This window comes from Exiguobacterium sp. s192 (assembly GCF_018618795.1).
Classification (GTDB): Bacteria; Bacillota; Bacilli; order Exiguobacteriales; family Exiguobacteriaceae; genus Exiguobacterium_A; species Exiguobacterium_A undae.
Window position 1 is genome coordinate 217,966 of sequence record NZ_JACSMS010000002.1, and the last position, 19,434, is coordinate 237,399.

Consider the following 19,434-nt stretch of genomic DNA (forward strand, 5'->3'; position numbering starts at 1 on the left):
GGATATCATTGACACAATTTAGACAAGATGTGAACGTTTTCACAGCATTCATGACTTTGTGAAAGATGTTACAATCTATTTGTGAGATAGTTAACAAACTTTTAAATTAGTTTGGAAGGGTGGACATAGAGGATGGAATTACATGCGAAAGTAACACGCGTTGCGTTGGTTGGCGCCGGAGCCGTCGGATCAAGTTTTGCGTATCAGATGACGACAGCCGGTTTATGTGAAGAATTAGTGATCATCGATGTCAATAAAGCAAAAGCCGAAGGGGAAGCGATGGATTTAAACCACGGAACACCGTTCAGTTCTTCGCCAATTCGCATTTGGGCCGGAGATTATTCCGATTGTAAAGATTCGGAAGTGATTGTCATCACGGCCGGTGCGCCACAAAAACCGGGCGAAACACGACTTGACTTGGTAGCAAAAAATGCCTTGATCATGAAAGAGATGATGCGCCAAATCATGGAGTCCGGTTTTGACGGCATCATCGTCGTTGCTTCCAATCCGGTCGATATCATGGCTCATTTGGCCTGGAAGTATTCCGGCCTGCCGAAATCACGTGTGTTCGGTTCCGGGACAGTCCTTGACACGGCGCGGTTACGTCAAATGTTAGGTGAGTATTTCCATATCGATTCTCGAAACGCCCATGCCTATATCTTAGGGGAACATGGTGATACAGAATTTGCGGCCTGGAGCAACTCCCGCATTTACGGAAAGACGATTGATGAATTATTGGCAGAAGATGATCTCTACTCCCAAAAAGACCTTGACCAGATTTATATCAACGTCCGCGACGCTGCCTATCATATCATCGAACGTAAAGGGGCGACCTATTATGCGATTGGTCTTGGTCTCGTGCGGATTGTACGGGCCATCCTCGGTAACGAAAACTGTATATTGACCGTTGGTGCACATGTCGATGGACAATACGGAATTTCAGGAATCCATATTGGTGTTCCGGCTATCATCAATCGACAAGGTGTCCGGGAAATCATTGAATTTTCATTGACGGAAGAAGAATTGAAAAAATTCCATCATTCAGCAGAAGTGTTGCGTCAAACGATGGAACCGGTGCTTCACTGATTTTTTTAAAACCGTACCCTTTTGATTTATCAAAAGGGTACGGTTTTTTTGTCTGAAAGATTCTCGATTAAACTAGGTTTTATTTTACTAGAAAAAGGTTATGTAAAGGATAGAGGAGTTTTCACGTCATCAGATCCAGTAGTAAAAACGCATAAAGGGGAGAAAGACAGTCATGTATACATTTCGGAAGTTAACGAAAGAAGATGCAGAACAGTATTGGAGTCTTCGACTGGAAGGTTTAAAAAATCATCCGGATGCGTTTGGTCATTCGTTTGATGATGAACAACAAACACCGATCAAGGACGTACAAGAAGGACTTGAAGGTGATCCGGACTCGGACGAAGTCTGGCTCGGAATGTTCGACGGCGAAAAATTGTTTGGTTTTGGTCAAGTCAAACCGTATGAGTTATCGCGCGAATCGCATAAGGCGATGATTTCTGCCGTTTATGTCTCACCGGATTACCGCGGTGGAACAGGTCGGGCATTAATGGAAGCTTTGATTGAAGAAGCGAAACAAATTCCGGATGTTGAACAGGTCATCTTGGCAGTGTTGTCCGGTAACGAGGCGGCACAAAGTCTGTACGAATCGTTAGGGTTTGAAGTGTATGCAGAGGATCCGGATTCGGTCAAGTTAGAAGACGGGACGTACCGGGACGACATTTGGATGAAAAAATACGTCTAATCCAAACTGAATCAAGATACGGTCGTTAGACGCGTGAAAAGTCGTAGGGTCAATGTGAATTGAATCTACGACTTTTTATTATGGGACAGCCGTGTGTCGTTCCGTTGCACGGATGAATGTGTACCCGCATGTTCCCATCTTTTGTTATCATATATAAGGGAAAACATTCGAAATCAAGAGGAGTGAATGGTATGCAGGCAGTAGTTCAGACGATTCGTGATTTAGTCGAGATTCCAAGTCCGACTGGATTTACGGTTCAAGCACTTACATATGTAGAAAATCGATTCAAAGAAGAGGGAATTTCTTATAAAAAGCTGGAAAAGGGTGCATTACTCGCCATGTTACCGGGGCAGTCACCAAGAATCCGTCTGCTGACCGCACATGTCGATACGCTGGGAGCGATGGTGAAGGAAATTCTGCCATCCGGACGCCTCAGCCTGTCTCAACTCGGAGGGTACGCATGGACGGCAATTGAAGGCGAAAATTGTCTTGTACATAAAATGGACGGACAGACGATTTCCGGGACAATCGTGTTCCATCATTCAAGCGTCCATACGTCACGAGTCACGAACACCGAAGAACGGAGTGCAACGAACATTGAAGTTCGTCTCGATATCCGGTCGACAACTGCAGAAGAAACACGCGTAGCCGGAATCGAAGTCGGGGACGTCGTGACGTTTGATCCGCGATTTGTCCATACAGAGACAGGATTCGTAAAATCACGTCACCTCGATGATAAAGCGTCGGTCGCGCTGTTACTGGAACTGATCAAGAAATGGAAAACGATATCGTTACCTCATCCCGTTCACATTTTAATCTCGAACTATGAAGAAGTTGGTTTTGGAGGGAATGCCGGTTTTTCAGCGGATGTCGCAGAATACATCGCGGTTGATATGGGAGCGCTAGGTGAAGGACAACATTCGGATGAGTACACGGTTTCGATTTGTGCGAAAGACGGTTCAGGTCCGTATGATTTGGCACTGCGTCATCAGTTCACGCGTCTTGCCCAGCAACATGCGATTCCATATAAGGTCGATATTTATCCCTATTACAGCTCAGATGCGTCTGCTGCTGTCCATGCAGGACATGATGTAAGGCACGGTTTGCTTGGACCGGGTATTGAATCCAGTCATTCCTATGAACGGACGCATGAAACATCCCTCCAAGCCACGTATGATCTTTTAGATGCATTTGTAAAGGAGAACATGAACGATGAAAACACTTTATGATGTCCAACAGTTGCTTAAGCTGTACGGAACAATCGTCTATTTGGGCGATCGCGAGTCAGATATCGCGATGATGATGTTAGAACTGGATGAATTGGAACAAGCGGGTGTGTTAGAGAAAAAACAATATGACTCGGCTAAAATTATTTTAGCGCATGAACTGCAACAATCAAGAAAATCGTAAAAAGGTTGTGCAACCCTTTGCATGATGAATCGAGTCGGCTAAAATAAAGGGAGTACAATTTTGGATCATAAGGGAGTAATGGGGATGAAATGGTTACTTGGTGTGGATATCGGCGGTACGACAGTCAAGATGGCAATTTTGGATTTACAAGGCATCATCGTTGAAAAGTGGGAAATTGAAACTGTCATCTTAAATGACGGCAAACAAATTCCAGGAGACATCGCACGCTCATTTTTTGAACAGTGTCAAAAAAGTAATAAACGGGTCGAAGACTTTGTCGGAGCCGGAATCGGAGCTCCGGGATTCATTGATTTCAATACGGGAGTCGTCGAAAAGGCGGTGAACATCGGTTGGAACAACTTTGAATTGGTCGGAGAGTTTGAACGGTTGACCGGATTACCGGCCGTCATTGAAAATGATGCGAATGCGGCAGCAATCGGTGAAATGTGGAAGGGTGCCGGAAGCGGAGCGACGGAACTGCTGGCCGTGACGCTCGGGACGGGTGTTGGCGGCGGATTGATCACCAACGGTCAAATCGTTCACGGGACAGTCGGGATGGCAGGCGAAATCGGGCATATCACGATGTTGCCGGAAGGCGGCGTCATGTGTGGATGCGGCCGTAAAGGATGTCTCGAGACGATTGCTTCGGCAACAGGTGTTGCCCGGTTAGGTCTTGAGAAAAGAAAAGGGCAGGCTACATTACTGAATGATGTGAATGCCGTGACGGCAAAGGACGTTTTTGATGCTTATTCAAAAGGAGATGCCGTGGCGACGGAAGTAGTAAATGAAGTGACGTTCCATCTCGGGCTCGCCATCTCAAACTTGGCAAACAGTTTTAATCCGGAAATCATCGTCATCGGTGGTGGGGTCTCAAAAGCGGGCGATGCGTTATTAACTCCGTTGAAAGAGACATTTGAACGTTTTGCCTTGCCACGGGTCTTCCAATCGACGACGTTTAAAATCGCGGAACTCGGTAATGATGCAGGGGTCATCGGTTGTGCATGGCTCGCGAAACAAATGTTTCTCAAAAAATAATTACACGAAGTTTTAAGAAAAGATTCGAAAATTCGAATCTTTTTTTTATTTACAAACGTAATAAAAGTATGTGATTGTTAAGTATCGACCGGATTCCGGTTGCATTTTTGTAAAAGTAAGCGTAAAATTTTCACGTGATACGGGTATAAATAGACTATGATATGCAAGCCGTGTAAAAGTTCGATGTAAAGGACACACGTATATTAGGAGGCAGGTTTTTATGCAGCAAGACTCTGGCATCTGGTCGCGTATGCGACTCAAGATGGGACAAAGTGTTCGCAGCACCTATAAAGAGCACAAAGTCTTTTGGATTGCGACACTGTTGATTTGGTTAAAGACGTATCTCGCGTATACGCTCTTTTTCAATGTGCCGGTTACAAACTCGGCACAAGCGTTTATCTTACTGATTAATCCAATCAGTTCGGCATTGTTTATGTTTGGATTTAGTTTCTTCTTCCGTGGAAACGTCCAAAAATGGTTTATCTACGGGACGCTTGTCGTTGCGACACTTGTCCTGTACGCGGATATTATTTTCTTCCGCTTCTTCAATGATTATCTGACGTTACCAGTTCTGTTCCAAACAGCCAATGCAGAGACGGTTTCGGCCTCGCTCGGTTCGTTGTTGACGTGGGCAGACCTTCTGATCGTTGGTGATCTGTTGATCCTTCCGTTCTTCTTACGAAAAATGGACATGTCAAAAAACATTGCGTCACGTGGACGGGCGATTTTAGCGTTTGTGGCGGCGACGGCTGTCTTCTTAGGCAACTTGGCGCTTGCTGAAACAGAGCGCCCTGAATTACTGACACGTGCGTTTGACCGCGAGTTGCTCGTCAAAAACATCGGGACATTTAACTTCCATATGTACGATGCCTTGATTCAATCAAAAACATCGGCACAAAAAGCGATGGCAGATAGTTCAGAACTGTCCGAAGTCCAAGGTTTTGTGGATTCGAAGTATGCTAAACCGAATCCGACGATGTTCGGCAAGTACGAAGGGAAAAACGTCATCGTAGTATCGTTTGAATCTGCTCAATCATTTGCGGTTGGCTTAAAAGCACCAAACGGTCAAGAAATCACACCAAACCTCAACAAATTGATCAAAGAGTCGCATTACTGGGATAACTTCTACCACAACACAGGGCAGGGGAAAACCGCCGATGCGGAATTTATTCTTGAAAACTCGATTTACCCATTAGGTCGGGGTGCAGCATTCTTTACGAATGGAGAAAATGAATTCCGTGCAACACCTGAGATGTTAAAAGAAGACGGTTATTATTCAGCAGTCTTCCATGCAAACAACAAATCGTTCTGGAATCGAGACATCGTCTACAATAGCTTCGGCGTTGATCGTTTCTTCTCTGAAACGGATTATGATCTTGGTAATCCGGAAGATTTGACGGAATGGGGATTGCTGGACGACAAGTTCTTTGAACAGTCATTACCGATGCTGAAAGATCTTCCACGACCTTTCTATTCGAAGTTCATCACGTTAACGAACCATTATCCGTTTGAAATGCCGAAACCGGAACATGAACTCGTTCCGCCGCTTGAAACCAGTTCCACGACATTAAACCATTATGTCCAAGCACTGGCGTATCAAGATATGGCACTCGGAAAATTCATTGAAGGATTAAAGAAAGACGGCACGTGGGATGATACGATCTTCATGCTTTACGGCGATCACTATGGTATCTCAACAAACCACAATGCGGCGATGGCTGAATTGCTGGAAAAAGATGAGTTGACACCATACGACGTCGCACAACTTCAACGTGTACCTTTCGTCATCCATTTACCTGGACAAGACAAAGGAGTCATGCATGAAAACGTGGCAAGCCAGATCGACATCAAACCAACGCTGTTGAACCTGCTTGGTCATAACTTCGAGGATGAGGTCTTGTTTGGTACCGACATGTTCTCGAAAGAACACAAAGATTATGCCTTGTTCCGGGATGGTTCAGTCATTACCGACAAAACAGTCTACACACAAGAAACGTGTTATGACCGTAAAACCGGAGAAGAAGTGACCGATGAACAGGTTGGTGCGATTTGTAAAGAGTCCACGAAACAATCGGAAAAAGAGTTGGGACTATCAGATAAAGTCATCTACGGTGACCTGTTACGCTTCCTTCAGACATCTAAATAATCCAAATGACGGTCACGTCAGGCGGAAAATGAAAGGCGGAGACGATTTAAAATCGTCCCGCCTTTTGATTTGTACTTTTTGTGGGTACTTCCACATACGTTCAAACGGAAAAAGGTCAGCTCTCCCATACGGAAAGACTGACCTTTTTCTTTGTAAAAAATGATTATGCCGGAATTCCACCGAAAATCAATGTCGCAATACCAAACCAACCAAATAAGATTACAGTCAGCGCAGCAAATACGAGTGGAAACATTTGACGTTTCTTAAGTGAACGCAAGACGGCCCAAACACCGACGAGTGCAACGATAAAGAAAAGCCAACCGATTGGTTGATCCAAATGCATGACGTACTCCCCCTTAAAAAATCACGTTATGAAGTTCACGAAGATTTCACTTAAATCTCACTTTTTAGTTTAGCTGACTGAGCGGATAAAGTCGAGAGGGGGGAAGGGGAACTTTCGACAATTTCGTGTATAGTAAGGAAGAATGAACTGAAAAAGGAGTTTGATGAGATGGAAATTGTAAGTATCACTTCAGGTATGGCTTCAGAGAACGGCTACCTTCTTTTTAAAGAGGGAAAATGTGTAGTAATTGATCCGGGAACAGAAGATATGCGTTTTTTTGATGAAATCGAGCGACGCAACGCAAAAGTCGAGGCGATTCTCCTGACTCATGCGCATTTCGACCATATCGGCGGCGTCGATATGCTAAGACGTTTTACTTCGGCCCCGGCCTATATTCACGCTAATGAAATGAAATGGCTCTCGAACCCGAACTTGAACGGGTCGATTAAATTCAATATGCCACCTTTGAAAGTGAAACCGGCGGAACAGACGTTAGAACCCGGTCCACTGACGATTGGACCGTTTCAACTGCATGTTCTTGAAACACCTGGTCATTCGCCAGGCAGTGTAACATTTTACTTTAAACAAGAACGAATGGCATTTGCCGGCGATCTGATCTTTAAACGAAGTGTCGGACGGACAGACTTAGAGGGGGGCGATCAAGACGTCCTGATGCACTCCATTGATCGTGTCATCGCAGAAATTCCACATGATACAACGTTTTATCCGGGTCACGGACCAGAGACGACCTTACGTCAAGAAATCAAACAGAATCCATTTTTTTAAGAAACATAAAAATCCCTCGTCTTCATTCGAAGGCGAGGGATTTTTTCGTTCACATTTGGAAGTTGGACCAATATGTGAAGACGATGAAGAATACTGTTAAGTACGCTGCAAAAATGTAGACATACGTTTTTTCAGTCAGGCGAAGATAGCCTAATGCTGCAAAGAATACTGTTTGTGCCAAGAAGACAAAGCCCATAACTAAAAATGAATCCGTATGCTCACTTGAGCTAGCGTCTCCACCTAGAGCGCCGATAAATGCCATGACTGCAATGATGCCAGTCCAAAATCCGAGTACGCGGTACATTCTCCCCATTCATATAACCCCCTAAATCCGACAGATAGTCAATATACGTACTTATTTTACCAAGCAAACAATCATCCGTCCATCATGTTCTAGTGTTTGTTAAGGAATAACTGTGAACAAAAGATGAAGTTTGAAAAAAACTTGTACAATAGTTGTACAAAAGGTGTACAAAGGTAAAAAAGCATGTTATAGTTTCTGTAATGAGAAGCACAGATTTTGAGAGGAGGAGCAATAATGGCGAATGAGTTGATATTTTTCACATATCCAAGCTGTACATCTTGTCGTAAAACGAAATCATGGTTAAAAGAGGAACATGTTGATGTAGAGGAACGTCATCTGTTCAGAAATGCTCCAACAGTAGATGAATTAATGGAATTGCTTAAACTATCGACGGATGGAATCGAAAGTTTACTGGCAACACGCAGCCAAGCATTTAAAGATTTAGGAATCGATGTCGATGACATGAAACTGAGTGAATTGCTTCGACTGATGAGTGACAATCCAAAACTTTTACGACGCCCAATCATTACTGACGGCAAACAACTTGTAATCGGATACGATAAACCAGGACTTGAAACACTTGCAAAGCGTAAAAACCGAATTGTTGCCCAAGTATCTTAAAGAAGCCGATTTGTTCCGGCTTCTTTTTTTGTGTACTTTTTGTCCAAGGAGGTGTTGGATTGAGAGCGCAGATCAGTCAATTGATTCATCAATTTGAAGATGTCGGGGCAACAGATGTTCACTTTATTCCGGATAACCAGGCAACACGGATTGTCTGCCGAACGACGGAAGGCTTAAAAGAACAATCCCCGATGTCATTGACGCACTACCAGTCGATTGTCAGCCATATCCGGTATGAGGCCAATTTAAAGGAACAAAATGAACGGATTCCTCAAAGTGGTCTCTATCCTCTTCAGGACAGCGGAATGCGGGTGTCGCTTTTACCGAGTCGATACGGCGATGCGATGTCTTGGCGGTTTTACCGGGCTGTTGTCTCAAGTGAAGTGGCGGCGGGTCTGCTCAATCCCATTCGTGACCTAGAGTGGATGGAGCAACAGACGCATGGATGTATCATCATTTCCGGAACGACCGGAGCCGGAAAAACAACGATGCTCTATTCTTTGATGGCATCGATGGCAGGAAAACGAATCATCTCTGTAGAGGATCCTGTCGAATGTACCGTTCCTGGTGTATTGCAACTCGAGTTAAATGAGAAAGCGGGTTTTGATGCAACACGTTGCTTTGAAGAAATACTCCGGGCGGACCCGGACTGGATTGCGTTTGGCGAAGTCAGGACGGCGGAAGCTGCCCGACTGACGATCAATGCTGCCTTAAGTGGACATGTCGTCTTGTTTACGTTGCATGCCGGTTCAATCGAAGAAGCGTGGCTTCGATTAAAGACGCTCGGCATTACGACGGAAGAGTTATCCGTCTGTAAAAAAATCATCCATCTGTACCGGGAGGAGGGAGTCGTTCGCTGTACCGTCGAAAACTTACGGTCGGAAGTAAGTGTCGGTTCTTGAATCGATTTCACCGACTGTTATCAAAAGGAATATCAACAAAAGAGGCACTCGATATTTTAACGCGATTCGAGGAACCGTTGCTCCTTCCGGTCATTGAGGATATAAAAGTCCGTCTAGAGCAAGGCAATCGGTTGTCGGTGGCGCTCGAGCCATTGGCCCTGCCGACAACATTACAACAGTTACTGCATGTAGGCGATCAAACGGAACGCCCGCTGATGATTTTGAAGCAGGTGATTCGTTTACTGGAGCTAGAAAGCCAGATGAAAAAGAAATTTTGGAAAATGGCCCGCTACCCGATCGTCCTGGCAGTCAGTCTGTTGTTACTTTTCATGTTTTATGCTCTGTATGTGTTTCCCTCTCTGTTGGACATGTCGAATCCAGAGACACTTCCGCCGTTTATTTTGCCTCTCCTCCATCCCTCTGCCAAATACCTCTTAGCGTTCTCGCCCTTACTGTTGTTCATCGTTTCCCTGTTGACCTTCCGTCGCCTTCCGCTTAACCGGTTGATGCAATTGAAGATGATTCAAAAGATTGTCCGGTTGTACTACAGTTATTTGTTCACAATCGAGGTCGGTTCCTTTATCGATGCCGGTTTTTCATTGGAAGAGGCCTTTCGCTCCCTCGAACGAGGCCAAGACAGTAAAAAGAAGCGGATGTACGGCTTGTTGCACGACCGTCAAAAAAATGGTCAACCGTTATCAGAAGCGATGCAGGAAGAAAATATCATCGATGTGGAAACGGTCGGGTTAGTCCATATCGCACGGGAAAGCGGAGACTTAGGTCCGTTACTGCTCGAGCAGGCAACCTTGTTGCATGAGTCGATTGAAGAAGAGATTGAAAAGAAACTGTTGTTGATTGAGCCGGTCTTATACGGTGGATTGACGGTAATGACCGGTACGTTATTTTTGATTTTGTATTATCCGATTCAACTGGCGATTCAGCAACTTCCATTTTGAACAAAGGAGTCGATGAGATGAAACGATTTATTCACGATCAACGAGGGTTCACGTTACTTGAGATGGCTGCGGTCCTGCTGATTATCTCGTTGCTGTTGCTTGTCCTGATTCCGACGATGACGAGCGGTAAGGATCAGGCGAAAGGGGTCAGCTGTGAAGCGAATATCCGTGTCATCCGTTCGGAAGTCAATTTGTATTACGCCAAGGAAAAAAAGTATCCGGAGTCACTGCAAACGATTGATCGTGGAACGGCGGAAAAACCAAATGAACTCGCTTGTGATCAGGAGACGTATACGTATGATTCAAAAACGGGTGAACTTACAAAAGCCAAGTAACGGATTTACATTGATGGAAATGACCGTGGTCCTTGTCGTGATGGGATGTTTGATTTTATTTCTTTTACCGACAGTAATCAGCCGGCAACCCGCTTTATACACGCTGGATCGGGAGATGAACATTCTGACACAGGATTTTCAGACGTTGCGTTTATTGCAGTACTCTAAAACGAACGAGCAAACGCTGATTCAACTGCGGTGGAGAAATGACGGGAAGGGGTATCTTGTCATGGCAAATGAACGGTTGTTATGGCAACGTGAATTTCAAACGGGACATTCTTGTCTCGTACCGACGACGGGACGGATTATTTATTTTAAAAGTTATCACTCCACCTACTCTTCGACTTGGTATTGCCAATCGAAGAGCCAGGCGTATGAAGTCAAATTTTTGCTCGGTAACTATCAGATGATTGTCCAAAAAGTGAGGTGACGGTACTTGGAGGAACATCATTTCAGAAAGCATCGGGAAAAGGGTTTCACACTGCTTGAGGTCGTTTTCTCAATGGTGGCGATTGCAGGTTTTCTGATCCTTGCGATAGATCCACTTTTGACATTTCATCAACAAAAAAATCAAGTCATGATTGAAACACGTTTACTCGATCAGATGGCATCCGATCAAGCGGCGGAAAAAAGAGACGGGTATCAAATCGGTGAAGGGACGTGGTGTATTGAAGGGCTCTGTTTGGCGAGCGCAATCCGGGACGACCCTCCTCGAAATCTCATTGGTCCTTTGGCTGAGCCCGTTGTTATTGATTAGTTTGATCACGATGACGCAAATCGTCAGTCAACCGCAAGAGGAACAACTGATGGAGGAAGAGTTGTTTTTTCATACGATCGAACGATTGATGTGGCGCAGTATTTCTTGTGGAAAAGTCGGTGAAGAAGTTCACGGTGTCGATGTCGATCCGGAGGAAGAACCCGTCAAATGGCGTCTCGTTCGTGTCCAGAATCAAATCCGATTAAAAAAAGAATTTGGAGGCGAACTGACATATGCCCACGATGTAGAGCATTACCAAGTCAGGCAGGACGGACAGACACTGATCTTCGAACTCAATCAACGTCAGAGAACCGTCCAGTGCAAGAAGGGGGGTTCATCCTGATCCAAACGTTGTTGCTGTTGATCGGAATCGGTGTCGCGATTATCCTGAGCTGCCATCAACTCGATGAAGAGGTCAAACAACTTCAGCTCGAGCAAGAGGCCTTACAACTGGAATCATTGGTCCGGGCCGGTGCGACAGATTGCCGACCCGGCGAAACGGTTCGTTATCCAATTGGTCGTGTTATCTGTACACAAACGGATAAAGGCTTTAAAATGGAAGCGATACTAGACAACGGACAGAGAATCGAGGCGGTCGTTTCGAATGGGTAAGGTTTATTTGATTGGTTTTATGGGAACTGGTAAAACAGCGATTGGTCGCAGTTTGCAGACACGTTATCGTGTCGATGAACTGGATGAACGGTTTGTGCAACAACATGGTCCGATTACGGATTTTTTTGAACGGCACGGTGAACAAAGGTTTCGGGACCAAGAAGTCGAATTGGTTCGAAACAGCGAGGGACAGATCATCGTGACAGGTGGTGGGGTCATCGAACGTGACGAGAACCACACCTTCATGAAAGAGACAGGGACGGTCGTTTGGATTGACACACCGTTTCATATCGTCTGGAATCGGATTAAAACAGATCCATCCCGTCCCTTGGTGAAGTCACGCTCAACGGTTGAAAAGTTGTTCCGCCGTCGCCGTCCGGTCTATGCGAAACTATCGGATGTCCGGCTGGACGGAACCAAATCCGTTCGGGAGTTAGTGAAAGAAATCGAAATGATATTGGAGGAAAACAGATGATCTGGATCAATGTAGGAATTATCGTCTTAGCAATCGTCGGATTGGGGATTTACGGCTTCAGCTTGTACAAGAAGAAGATTTCTAAAGATGTCACACTGATGAAGCAGTTGCTGGAACGTTTTTCAATCCGTCAACAGACGTTGCAAACAGGGATTGATCATACAACGAGTCGGATTGATCAAATCAAAGGGAATGTCGATCATTTGATTGCGGAAGGAAAGCGGGTCGAGCAAGGGGGACGCCAACTTCTGGTCGAAGGACAACGCTTGAAAAAAGAAGTCGAACATACCGCCGGGCTTAAACCATTTTGAAATGGCTTTCATCGGCTGAATATGAAACAATAGGGGAGAAGGGACTTAGTCCTTTCTCTCTTTCATTTTGTTCAATTTCCGAATAAACCTAGAAAAAAGGATTTTAAATTGGTAGAATGTAATTGAAAGTTGAACAATAAAGAGAAAAGGAAGTAAAAATGTTCGTAATTAGGGGGAAAATTATGAGTCAGACGACATTGAAGAGAACACCATTGTTCGACGCGATTGCACCAATGGGGAAAATGGTCGATTTTGCAGGGTTTGAAATGCCGGTTCTGTTTTCATCAATCAAGGAAGAACATGTAGCCGTCCGGGAACGGGTCGGAATGTTTGATGTGTCTCATATGGGAGAGTTGTTCGTTTCCGGTCCGGATGCGTTACCGTTTTTACAACACACCTTATCGAACGATATCGCGAAGATTGCGATTGGACAAGCACAATACAACGTTCTTTGCCAAGAAGACGGGGGAACTGTCGACGATTTACTCGTTTACCGTTTGGCGGAACAGGAGTACCTGCTTGTCGTTAACGCATCGAACATTGAAAAAGATGAAGCACACCTACGCAATTACCTGACAGGAGATGTGACGCTTGAGAACCAGTCGGATGCGTATGGACAGATCGCTGTCCAAGGTCCGGAAGCCGTCAGACTGTTGCAAGAAATGACGACGCTTGAGTTGGATGCAATCAAGTTTTTCCGATTCGCGCAAGGTGAACTTGCTGGAGTCGAGATGCTGGTATCACGAAGTGGTTATACGGGGGAAGACGGTTTTGAATTATACATGGCGGCACCAGATGCTGTCGCCGTATGGAACACGCTGCTCGAAGCAGGAGTCGTACCGTGTGGGCTTGGTGCCCGCGATACTTTACGATTCGAAGCGTGTTTACCTTTATACGGACACGAGCTGTCATCAACGATTTCACCGATCGAGGCCGGCATGAAATTTGCCGTCAAACCGGAGGCGAAATCATTTGTCGGGTCAGCAGTCTTATTAAAACAAAAAGAAGAAGGACCACAACGTCAGTTGATTGGTCTTGAACTCTTGGACAAAGGAATCGCCCGTCAAGATGCACCTGTCCTCGTGGACGGGACGCAGATCGGATTCGTTACGACAGGCACGTTGCCACCAACGATCGGCAAAGCGATCGCTTTGGCACTCGTACCGGCGGAACATGCGACGAAAGAGTCGTTTGAAATCGAAGTGCGCGGGAAAAAATTAGCAGCCAGACGGATTGATACACCATTCTATCGCCGGAACAAATAAGGGGGACATATACGATGGATTTTCGTTATTTACCGATGACGCAAGAAGATGAACAACAGATGTTGCAGACGATTGGTGCCGATTCGATTGAAGACTTGTTAGCTGACATTCCAGCAAGCGTTCGCGATCAGGGAACGCTAGAAGAAGTGGGCATCCCATTGCCGGAAACCGATTTAATCCGGACGCTCTCGAAACTCGCGGATCAAAACATGAATATGAAACAATACCCGTCTTTCCTTGGAGCTGGTATTTACGATCATTATGCACCTGCTGTCGTCAATCATATGTTACTCCGGTCTGAGTTTTATACGGCGTACACGCCGTACCAGCCTGAAATCTCACAGGGAGAATTACAGGCAATCTTTGAATATCAGACGATGATTTGCGAACTGACAGGAATGGATGTCGCCAACTCTTCGATGTATGACGGGATTACGGCTCTCGCCGAAGCGGCGATGCTTGCTTGTGCGCATAAAAAGAAAAAAACGATCGTCTTATCAGATGGAGTTCATCCGGAGGCACATGATGTCGTGCGAACGTATGCGAACGGTCCGGGTCTCGAAGTGGCGACGTTACCGCTCACGCATGGCGAAACGGCAATCGAACAGCTGGACGCACTCGATGATGTCGCGTGTGTCATCGTTCAATATCCAAACTTCTACGGTCGGGTTGAAGATTTGCAGGCATTAGCGGACGCCACACATGCGAAAGGCGGTCTGTTCATCGTCTCGGCGAACCCGCTTGCGCTCGGTTTGTTGGAAGCACCGGGTAAGCTTGGCGCCGACATTACGATTGGTGACTGTCAACCGTTTGGTATTCCGCAAAGCTTTGGTGGACCAACGTGCGGATACTTCACGACGACAAAAGCGTTAATGCGAAAAATCCCGGGGCGTCTTGTCGGTCAAACAGTAGATGAAGAGGGGAAACGTGGATTCGTCTTGACATTACAGGCGCGTGAACAACATATTCGCCGTGACAAAGCGACCTCAAATATCTGTTCGAACCAGGCACTGAATGCGTTAGCGGCTTCGATCGCCATGAGTGCACTCGGTAAACGGGGAATCCGCGAGCTTGCGACCCGTAACCTGCAGACGGCTTATGCCTTGAAAAAATCATTAAGCGAGGCGGGATTCCGCATCATCGATGATGGTCCAAGTTTCAATGAGTTTGTTGTCGAGTTGCCGATTGATGCAAACGAAGCAAGCAAACAGTTGCTGAAAGAAGGAATCATCGGGGGATTACCACTCGGTACGTTTGACGAAAGCCGGACCAATCAAATGCTCGTATGTGCGACGGAATTACGGACAAAAGAAGAACTGGATCACTTCGTGATAGCGTTAGGGGGACTGACTCATGCATAAAACTAGTGAACAGACGTTGATTTTTGAAATCTCAAAAGCTGGTCGTATCGCGTACAGCTTGCCGCTCGCGACAGTCGAAGAAACAGCACCGGAAGAGTTGTTGCCGGCGAACCTGCTCCGTCAAGAAGAAGTGGAATTGCCGGAAGTATCCGAACTCGATCTTGTCCGTCATTATACAGCCCTGTCGAATCGAAATCATGGGGTCGACTCAGGTTTCTATCCGCTTGGTTCGTGTACGATGAAGTACAATCCGAAAATCAATGAAGATATGGCACGTCTTCCGGGCTTTGCCCATATCCACCCGTTACAGCCTGTTGAAAGTGTACAAGGTGCGCTTGGGCTGATGTACGATTTACAAGAAAAACTCGCTGTGATTACAGGAATGGACGAAGTAACGTTACAACCGGCGGCAGGGGCCCATGGTGAGTGGACGGGCTTGATGTTGATCAAAGCGTATCATCATGCACGCGGTGATTTTAAACGAACGAAAGTCCTTGTACCGGATTCGGCACACGGGACGAACCCGGCATCAGCGTCGGTCGCAGGATTTGATACGGTGACGGTCTTATCCGACGAGCGGGGACTTGTTGATTTGGAAGATTTGAAGAGTAAAGTCGGTGACGATACGGCAGCGTTGATGCTGACGAATCCAAACACACTTGGTTTGTTTGAATCGGATATCGTCGAGATCGCCAAAGCCGTTCACGAAGCGGGTGGTAAATTGTATTATGATGGTGCGAACTCAAACGCTATCATGGGTATCGCACGTCCGGGGGACATGGGCTTTGATGTCGTCCACTTGAATCTTCATAAGACGTTTACAGGTCCTCACGGTGGAGGTGGTCCGGGTTCTGGTCCGGTCGGTGTCAAGAAAGATCTGATTCCGTATCTGCCGAAACCGATTGTTGCGAAGACGGAAAACGGCTTTGTCCTCGATTATGATCGTCCGGAATCCATTGGACGCGTTAAACCGTTTTACGGAAACTTTGGCATTAATGTCCGTGCGTACAGTTACATTCGGACGATGGGTGGAGCAGGGCTCGCACGTGTCTCGAAGGAAGCTGTCTTAAACGCGAACTACATGCTGGCGCGTCTAAAAGGGGCATATGACGCACCGTATGACGTGTATTGCAAACATGAATTTGTCTTATCCGGTCGCCGTCAAAAAGCACTGGGCGTTCGGACACTTGATATTGCCAAACGTCTGCTTGATTTCGGCTATCATCCGCCTACGATTTACTTCCCGTTAAATGTCGAGGAATGTATCATGATTGAACCGACGGAAACGGAATCGAAGGAAACATTGGATGCATTTTGTGATGCCATGCTTCAAATCGCAAAAGAAGTCGAAGAGAATCCGGACATCGTCTTGAACGCACCGCATACGACGGTCGTCAAACGGATGGATGAAACATTAGCTGCACGTAAACCGGTTTTACGGTACCAACCAAAACAAGAAGTGCGTGTCTAATCAAAAACCATCCCGCGTCTAAGTTGACGGGGATGGTTTTTTTGAAGAAAGGGATCAGCTGCGTTTGACTTTTCCTGTCCACTGCTTAAATCCACCTTTTAGTTGGTACAAGTTCGTGTAACCGGCTTTTTTCAACACTTTGGCAGCTTGCGACGAACGCATGTTGCCTTGGCAATACAAATAAATCGGCATGTCTTTACGCAACTCTTTAGCACGCATCTTCATCTGGCTGACCGGTATGTTACGGGCTCCGATGATGTGACCGCCTTTGAATTCTTGTGTCTCACGGACGTCGACGATTTGTGCTTTTCGGTAGTTTGCCCGAAATTCTTCTTGCGAAAGCTTTGTAATTCCTTTGACCGGCATGAAACGCCATGCGATGTAAGCGATTAAGGCTACCCATAAGACGATCGTGATGATTGTACTGATTTCCATATCTAACTTCCAACCCCTTCGTTCATATAACATCCTTATCATTATAGTAAACGAAATCGATTTCGGCAATCGACTCGTCGTTGCGCAGGACAGAAAGGGTCTGATACACTAATACGGAAACGTTTTTTGGGGGTGTTCGCTTGATAAAAGAGTGGCAAGTATTGACGACTGAAGGAATGGAACCAGCATTGAACATGGCAATTGACGAGGCGTTAATTGGTTTTGTAGGTCGCGGCGAGGTGGCGCCGACGCTTCGCTTCTATTCGTGGGCACCAAGAGGGTTGAGTGTCGGTCATTTTCAGCGGGCGACCAAAGACATCGATCGGCAACGAATCGAAGAACTCGGCATTCCGATTGTCCGTCGGATGACGGGTGGTCGAGCGGTTCTCCATGCCGACGAATTGACGTATAGCATCGTGATTCCGGAAACACTGGAAGGATTGCCGAAAACGGTCATTGAAAGTTATCGGATGCTGACAGAAGGTGTCCGGAAAGGGTATCATCATTTGGGGATTCCGGTCGAGTTTTCGGTTCCGATGACAGAGCAAGAAAAAGAGGAATTACGAAAACCGAAATCTGCCGTCTGTTTTGATGCGGCGTCGTATTATGAACTGGCAGTCGGAAAACGTAAAGTTGCGGGAAGTGCGCAGGTCCGCCATCAAGGTGTCGTCTTACAACACGGTTCAGTTCCGCTTTCAGTCGATGAAGGGGAATTGTTTGACTGCTTCATCTATGAAGATGAGTCAATCCGTGAACGGATGAAAGCACGTTTTGCCGGGAAGGCAGTTGCCTTAAATGAATTGGCGGGACGGACTGTTTCGTTTGAAGAAGTCCGCGGTGCCTTTTTAAAAGGGTTCGAAGATGCTCTTCAGTTGACGTTCAGACCGCTTGAGTTCACAGAACACCAGTGGCAGGAGATTGAACAGTTGGCCGCGAAATACCGTAGTGAAGAATGGAACTGGAAGCGCTAAAGAGAAGGATTGGAAGGTGATGTCGTGCCGACTCCGAGCATGGAAGATTATTTGGAACAAATCTATATTTTAATTGAGGAAAAAGGATATGCCCGCGTTTCTGATATCGCGGAACTATTAGGTGTCCACCCGTCTTCTGTCACGAAGATGGTGCAGAAGTTAGATCGTGAAGAATACCTTGTCTATGAGAAGTATCGGGGACTGATGTTGACGGCCAAGGGACGTAAAATCGGAAAACGTCTCGTGGAGCGTCATGCCTTATTGGAAGATTTTTTACGGCTTGTCGGGGTAGAGGAATCATTGATCTACAAAGATGTTGAAGGAATCGAACACCATATCAGCATCGAAGCGTTGGATAAAATCAATGGGATGATTCAATTTTTTGCCGAGCGACCGGCGTTACAGGAAGAATTAAAAAAACACCAACAAGTGCACCCAGAAGAATGAGTGTACTTGTTTTTTGTCTGGATAATCCAAAAAGACGAACATTAATCGGATAAATAATGATATAGTACGCTTATTTAGATTCAGATATGCTATACTGACGGTGAAAATCATCAGAGGGGGTGACGGGTGGAGTTTCACCCGGATATGGAAATCGTCATTAAAGAGAAGTTGGTAACGGAGTCAGAACTTGCTGTTAAAGTAAAAGAACTGGCTGCTGCAATTGAACACGATGCGGCGGGTCGTCAGATTGTGTTGGTCGTCGTCCTAAAAGGTTCCATGGTCTTTGCGGCGGATCTCATGCGGGAAATCAAAGGCAGTGTCCAAATCGATACAGTCGCGTGTTCCTCGTATGGTGCCAAAACGGTTTCGTCTGGACGGGTTCAACTGAAAAAAGACCTGGATCTGGATGTCGAAGGAAAATATGTGGTGGTGGTTGAAGACATCATCGATACTGGTCATACATTGAGTTTTTTGTGTGAACACATGAAACTCCATCAACCGGGAGTCTTGAAAATCTGTACGTTACTTGATAAGCCGGCCCGGCGTGAAGTACCGTTAGAAGCGGATTACGTTGGTTTTGAGATTCCGGATTATTTTGTAGTCGGGTATGGAATTGATTGTGCAGAAGAATATCGTAACCTTCCGTACATTGGATGGGTTGAAACCGATTAAGACAACAGTAGCCGCTCTCCCGTTGAGGAAGAGCGGCTACTGTTTATTATT

26 protein-coding genes are annotated in these 19,434 nt (G+C 46.0%); 23 read left to right on the forward strand and 3 right to left on the reverse strand.

Going from position 1 to position 19,434, the window contains the following annotated elements:
* Positions 1-132: 132 nt before the first annotated feature.
* The 6 genes from KNP87_RS06020 to KNP87_RS06045 all read left to right on the forward strand — a co-directional run bounded on the left by KNP87_RS06020 (position 133) and on the right by KNP87_RS06045 (position 6,359).
* Positions 133-1,086, forward strand: a complete 954-nt coding sequence (locus KNP87_RS06020) for an L-lactate dehydrogenase (protein ID WP_026833592.1) — start codon at positions 133-135, stop codon at positions 1,084-1,086.
* Positions 1,087-1,258: 172 nt separating this feature from the next.
* Complete coding sequence (locus KNP87_RS06025; protein ID WP_028106771.1) at positions 1,259-1,768, forward strand: GNAT family N-acetyltransferase; 510 nt, start codon at positions 1,259-1,261, stop codon at positions 1,766-1,768.
* A 191-nt stretch (positions 1,769-1,959) separates the two neighbouring features.
* Entirely contained in the window at positions 1,960-2,997 is a 1,038-nt protein-coding gene (locus KNP87_RS06030; RefSeq protein ID WP_214721127.1) for a M42 family metallopeptidase, read from the forward strand.
* The gene (locus KNP87_RS06035; RefSeq protein ID WP_026833589.1) at positions 2,981-3,178 is read left to right on the forward strand and encodes a YqgQ family protein; all 198 of its coding nucleotides are present in this window, start codon (positions 2,981-2,983) and stop codon (positions 3,176-3,178) included. The genes KNP87_RS06030 and KNP87_RS06035 overlap by 17 nt, the downstream gene beginning before the upstream one ends.
* A 78-nt stretch (positions 3,179-3,256) precedes the next feature.
* A complete protein-coding gene (locus KNP87_RS06040) occupies positions 3,257-4,213 on the forward strand; it encodes an ROK family glucokinase (RefSeq protein WP_214721228.1) in 957 nt (318 codons plus the stop codon).
* 220 nt (positions 4,214-4,433) lie between these two features.
* Complete coding sequence (locus tag KNP87_RS06045; protein ID WP_214721128.1) at positions 4,434-6,359, forward strand: LTA synthase family protein; 1,926 nt, start codon at positions 4,434-4,436, stop codon at positions 6,357-6,359.
* Between the two features lie 163 nt (positions 6,360-6,522).
* Here KNP87_RS06045 and KNP87_RS06050 read toward each other — a convergent pair whose 3' ends face one another.
* Positions 6,523-6,702, reverse strand: coding sequence for a DUF2759 domain-containing protein (locus tag KNP87_RS06050; protein WP_014969856.1), 180 nt, complete (start codon positions 6,700-6,702; stop codon positions 6,523-6,525).
* 168 nt (positions 6,703-6,870) lie between these two features.
* On the opposite strand from KNP87_RS06050, the gene KNP87_RS06055 reads away from it, so the two are divergent.
* Entirely contained in the window at positions 6,871-7,488 is a 618-nt protein-coding gene (locus tag KNP87_RS06055; protein WP_214721129.1) for an MBL fold metallo-hydrolase, read from the forward strand.
* Between the two features lie 49 nt (positions 7,489-7,537).
* Here KNP87_RS06055 and KNP87_RS06060 read toward each other — a convergent pair whose 3' ends face one another.
* Entirely contained in the window at positions 7,538-7,801 is a 264-nt protein-coding gene (locus tag KNP87_RS06060; protein ID WP_012369782.1) for a DUF2626 family protein, read from the reverse strand.
* A 225-nt stretch (positions 7,802-8,026) separates the two neighbouring features.
* Between KNP87_RS06060 and KNP87_RS06065 the strand changes: the two genes are divergently transcribed.
* From KNP87_RS06065 to gcvPB, 13 genes are all read left to right on the forward strand, one after another.
* Positions 8,027-8,413, forward strand: coding sequence for a Spx/MgsR family RNA polymerase-binding regulatory protein (locus KNP87_RS06065; RefSeq protein ID WP_026833585.1), 387 nt, complete (start codon positions 8,027-8,029; stop codon positions 8,411-8,413).
* Positions 8,414-8,472: 59 nt separating this feature from the next.
* Positions 8,473-9,315, forward strand: coding sequence for an ATPase, T2SS/T4P/T4SS family (locus KNP87_RS06070; RefSeq protein ID WP_214721130.1), 843 nt, complete (start codon positions 8,473-8,475; stop codon positions 9,313-9,315).
* On the forward strand, positions 9,312-10,271 hold the full coding sequence (locus tag KNP87_RS06075) for a type II secretion system F family protein (protein ID WP_214721131.1): 960 nt from the start codon (positions 9,312-9,314) through the stop codon (positions 10,269-10,271). Before KNP87_RS06070 ends, KNP87_RS06075 begins: the two co-directional genes overlap by 4 nt.
* Before the next feature lie 17 nt (positions 10,272-10,288).
* Positions 10,289-10,606 carry a competence type IV pilus major pilin ComGC gene (locus tag KNP87_RS06080; protein ID WP_026833582.1) on the forward strand — a complete coding sequence of 106 codons (318 nt, stop codon included), beginning with the start codon at positions 10,289-10,291 and terminating at the stop codon, positions 10,604-10,606.
* A complete protein-coding gene (locus KNP87_RS06085; protein ID WP_214721132.1) occupies positions 10,569-11,036 on the forward strand; it encodes a type II secretion system protein in 468 nt (155 codons plus the stop codon). Before KNP87_RS06080 ends, KNP87_RS06085 begins: the two co-directional genes overlap by 38 nt.
* 6 nt (positions 11,037-11,042) lie before the next feature.
* A complete protein-coding gene (locus tag KNP87_RS06090; protein ID WP_251135465.1) occupies positions 11,043-11,363 on the forward strand; it encodes a type II secretion system protein in 321 nt (106 codons plus the stop codon).
* Complete coding sequence (locus tag KNP87_RS06095) at positions 11,350-11,706, forward strand: hypothetical protein (protein WP_251135466.1); 357 nt, start codon at positions 11,350-11,352, stop codon at positions 11,704-11,706. The genes KNP87_RS06090 and KNP87_RS06095 overlap by 14 nt, the downstream gene beginning before the upstream one ends.
* Complete coding sequence (locus KNP87_RS06100) at positions 11,682-11,975, forward strand: hypothetical protein (RefSeq protein ID WP_214721133.1); 294 nt, start codon at positions 11,682-11,684, stop codon at positions 11,973-11,975. Before KNP87_RS06095 ends, KNP87_RS06100 begins: the two co-directional genes overlap by 25 nt.
* 19 nt (positions 11,976-11,994) lie before the next feature.
* The gene (locus tag KNP87_RS06105) at positions 11,995-12,450 is read left to right on the forward strand and encodes a shikimate kinase (protein WP_251135467.1); all 456 of its coding nucleotides are present in this window, start codon (positions 11,995-11,997) and stop codon (positions 12,448-12,450) included.
* Positions 12,447-12,761, forward strand: coding sequence for a hypothetical protein (locus KNP87_RS06110; RefSeq protein ID WP_028106761.1), 315 nt, complete (start codon positions 12,447-12,449; stop codon positions 12,759-12,761). Before KNP87_RS06105 ends, KNP87_RS06110 begins: the two co-directional genes overlap by 4 nt.
* Before the next feature lie 182 nt (positions 12,762-12,943).
* A complete protein-coding gene (gene gcvT, locus KNP87_RS06115; RefSeq protein WP_214721135.1) occupies positions 12,944-14,026 on the forward strand; it encodes a glycine cleavage system aminomethyltransferase GcvT in 1,083 nt (360 codons plus the stop codon).
* 14 nt (positions 14,027-14,040) lie between these two features.
* Positions 14,041-15,387: an aminomethyl-transferring glycine dehydrogenase subunit GcvPA gene (gene gcvPA, locus KNP87_RS06120; protein ID WP_214721136.1), complete on the forward strand. Its 1,347-nt coding sequence runs from the start codon at positions 14,041-14,043 to the stop codon at positions 15,385-15,387.
* Positions 15,380-16,858, forward strand: coding sequence for an aminomethyl-transferring glycine dehydrogenase subunit GcvPB (gene gcvPB, locus KNP87_RS06125; protein ID WP_214721137.1), 1,479 nt, complete (start codon positions 15,380-15,382; stop codon positions 16,856-16,858). Before gcvPA ends, gcvPB begins: the two co-directional genes overlap by 8 nt.
* Before the next feature lie 54 nt (positions 16,859-16,912).
* On the opposite strand, the gene KNP87_RS06130 is transcribed toward gcvPB, so the two are convergent.
* On the reverse strand, positions 16,913-17,293 hold the full coding sequence (locus tag KNP87_RS06130; RefSeq protein WP_026833572.1) for a rhodanese-like domain-containing protein: 381 nt from the start codon (positions 17,291-17,293) through the stop codon (positions 16,913-16,915).
* Between the two features lie 140 nt (positions 17,294-17,433).
* Here KNP87_RS06130 and KNP87_RS06135 point away from each other — a divergent pair, with 140 nt between their 5' ends.
* From KNP87_RS06135 to hpt, 3 genes are all read left to right on the forward strand, one after another.
* The gene (locus tag KNP87_RS06135; RefSeq protein ID WP_214721138.1) at positions 17,434-18,264 is read left to right on the forward strand and encodes a lipoate--protein ligase family protein; all 831 of its coding nucleotides are present in this window, start codon (positions 17,434-17,436) and stop codon (positions 18,262-18,264) included.
* 24 nt (positions 18,265-18,288) lie between these two features.
* Positions 18,289-18,711: a transcriptional regulator MntR gene (mntR, locus tag KNP87_RS06140; protein ID WP_214721139.1), complete on the forward strand. Its 423-nt coding sequence runs from the start codon at positions 18,289-18,291 to the stop codon at positions 18,709-18,711.
* A 144-nt stretch (positions 18,712-18,855) separates the two neighbouring features.
* Complete coding sequence (gene hpt / locus KNP87_RS06145; RefSeq protein ID WP_026833569.1) at positions 18,856-19,383, forward strand: hypoxanthine phosphoribosyltransferase; 528 nt, start codon at positions 18,856-18,858, stop codon at positions 19,381-19,383.
* The last annotated feature ends 51 nt before the right edge of the window (positions 19,384-19,434 follow it).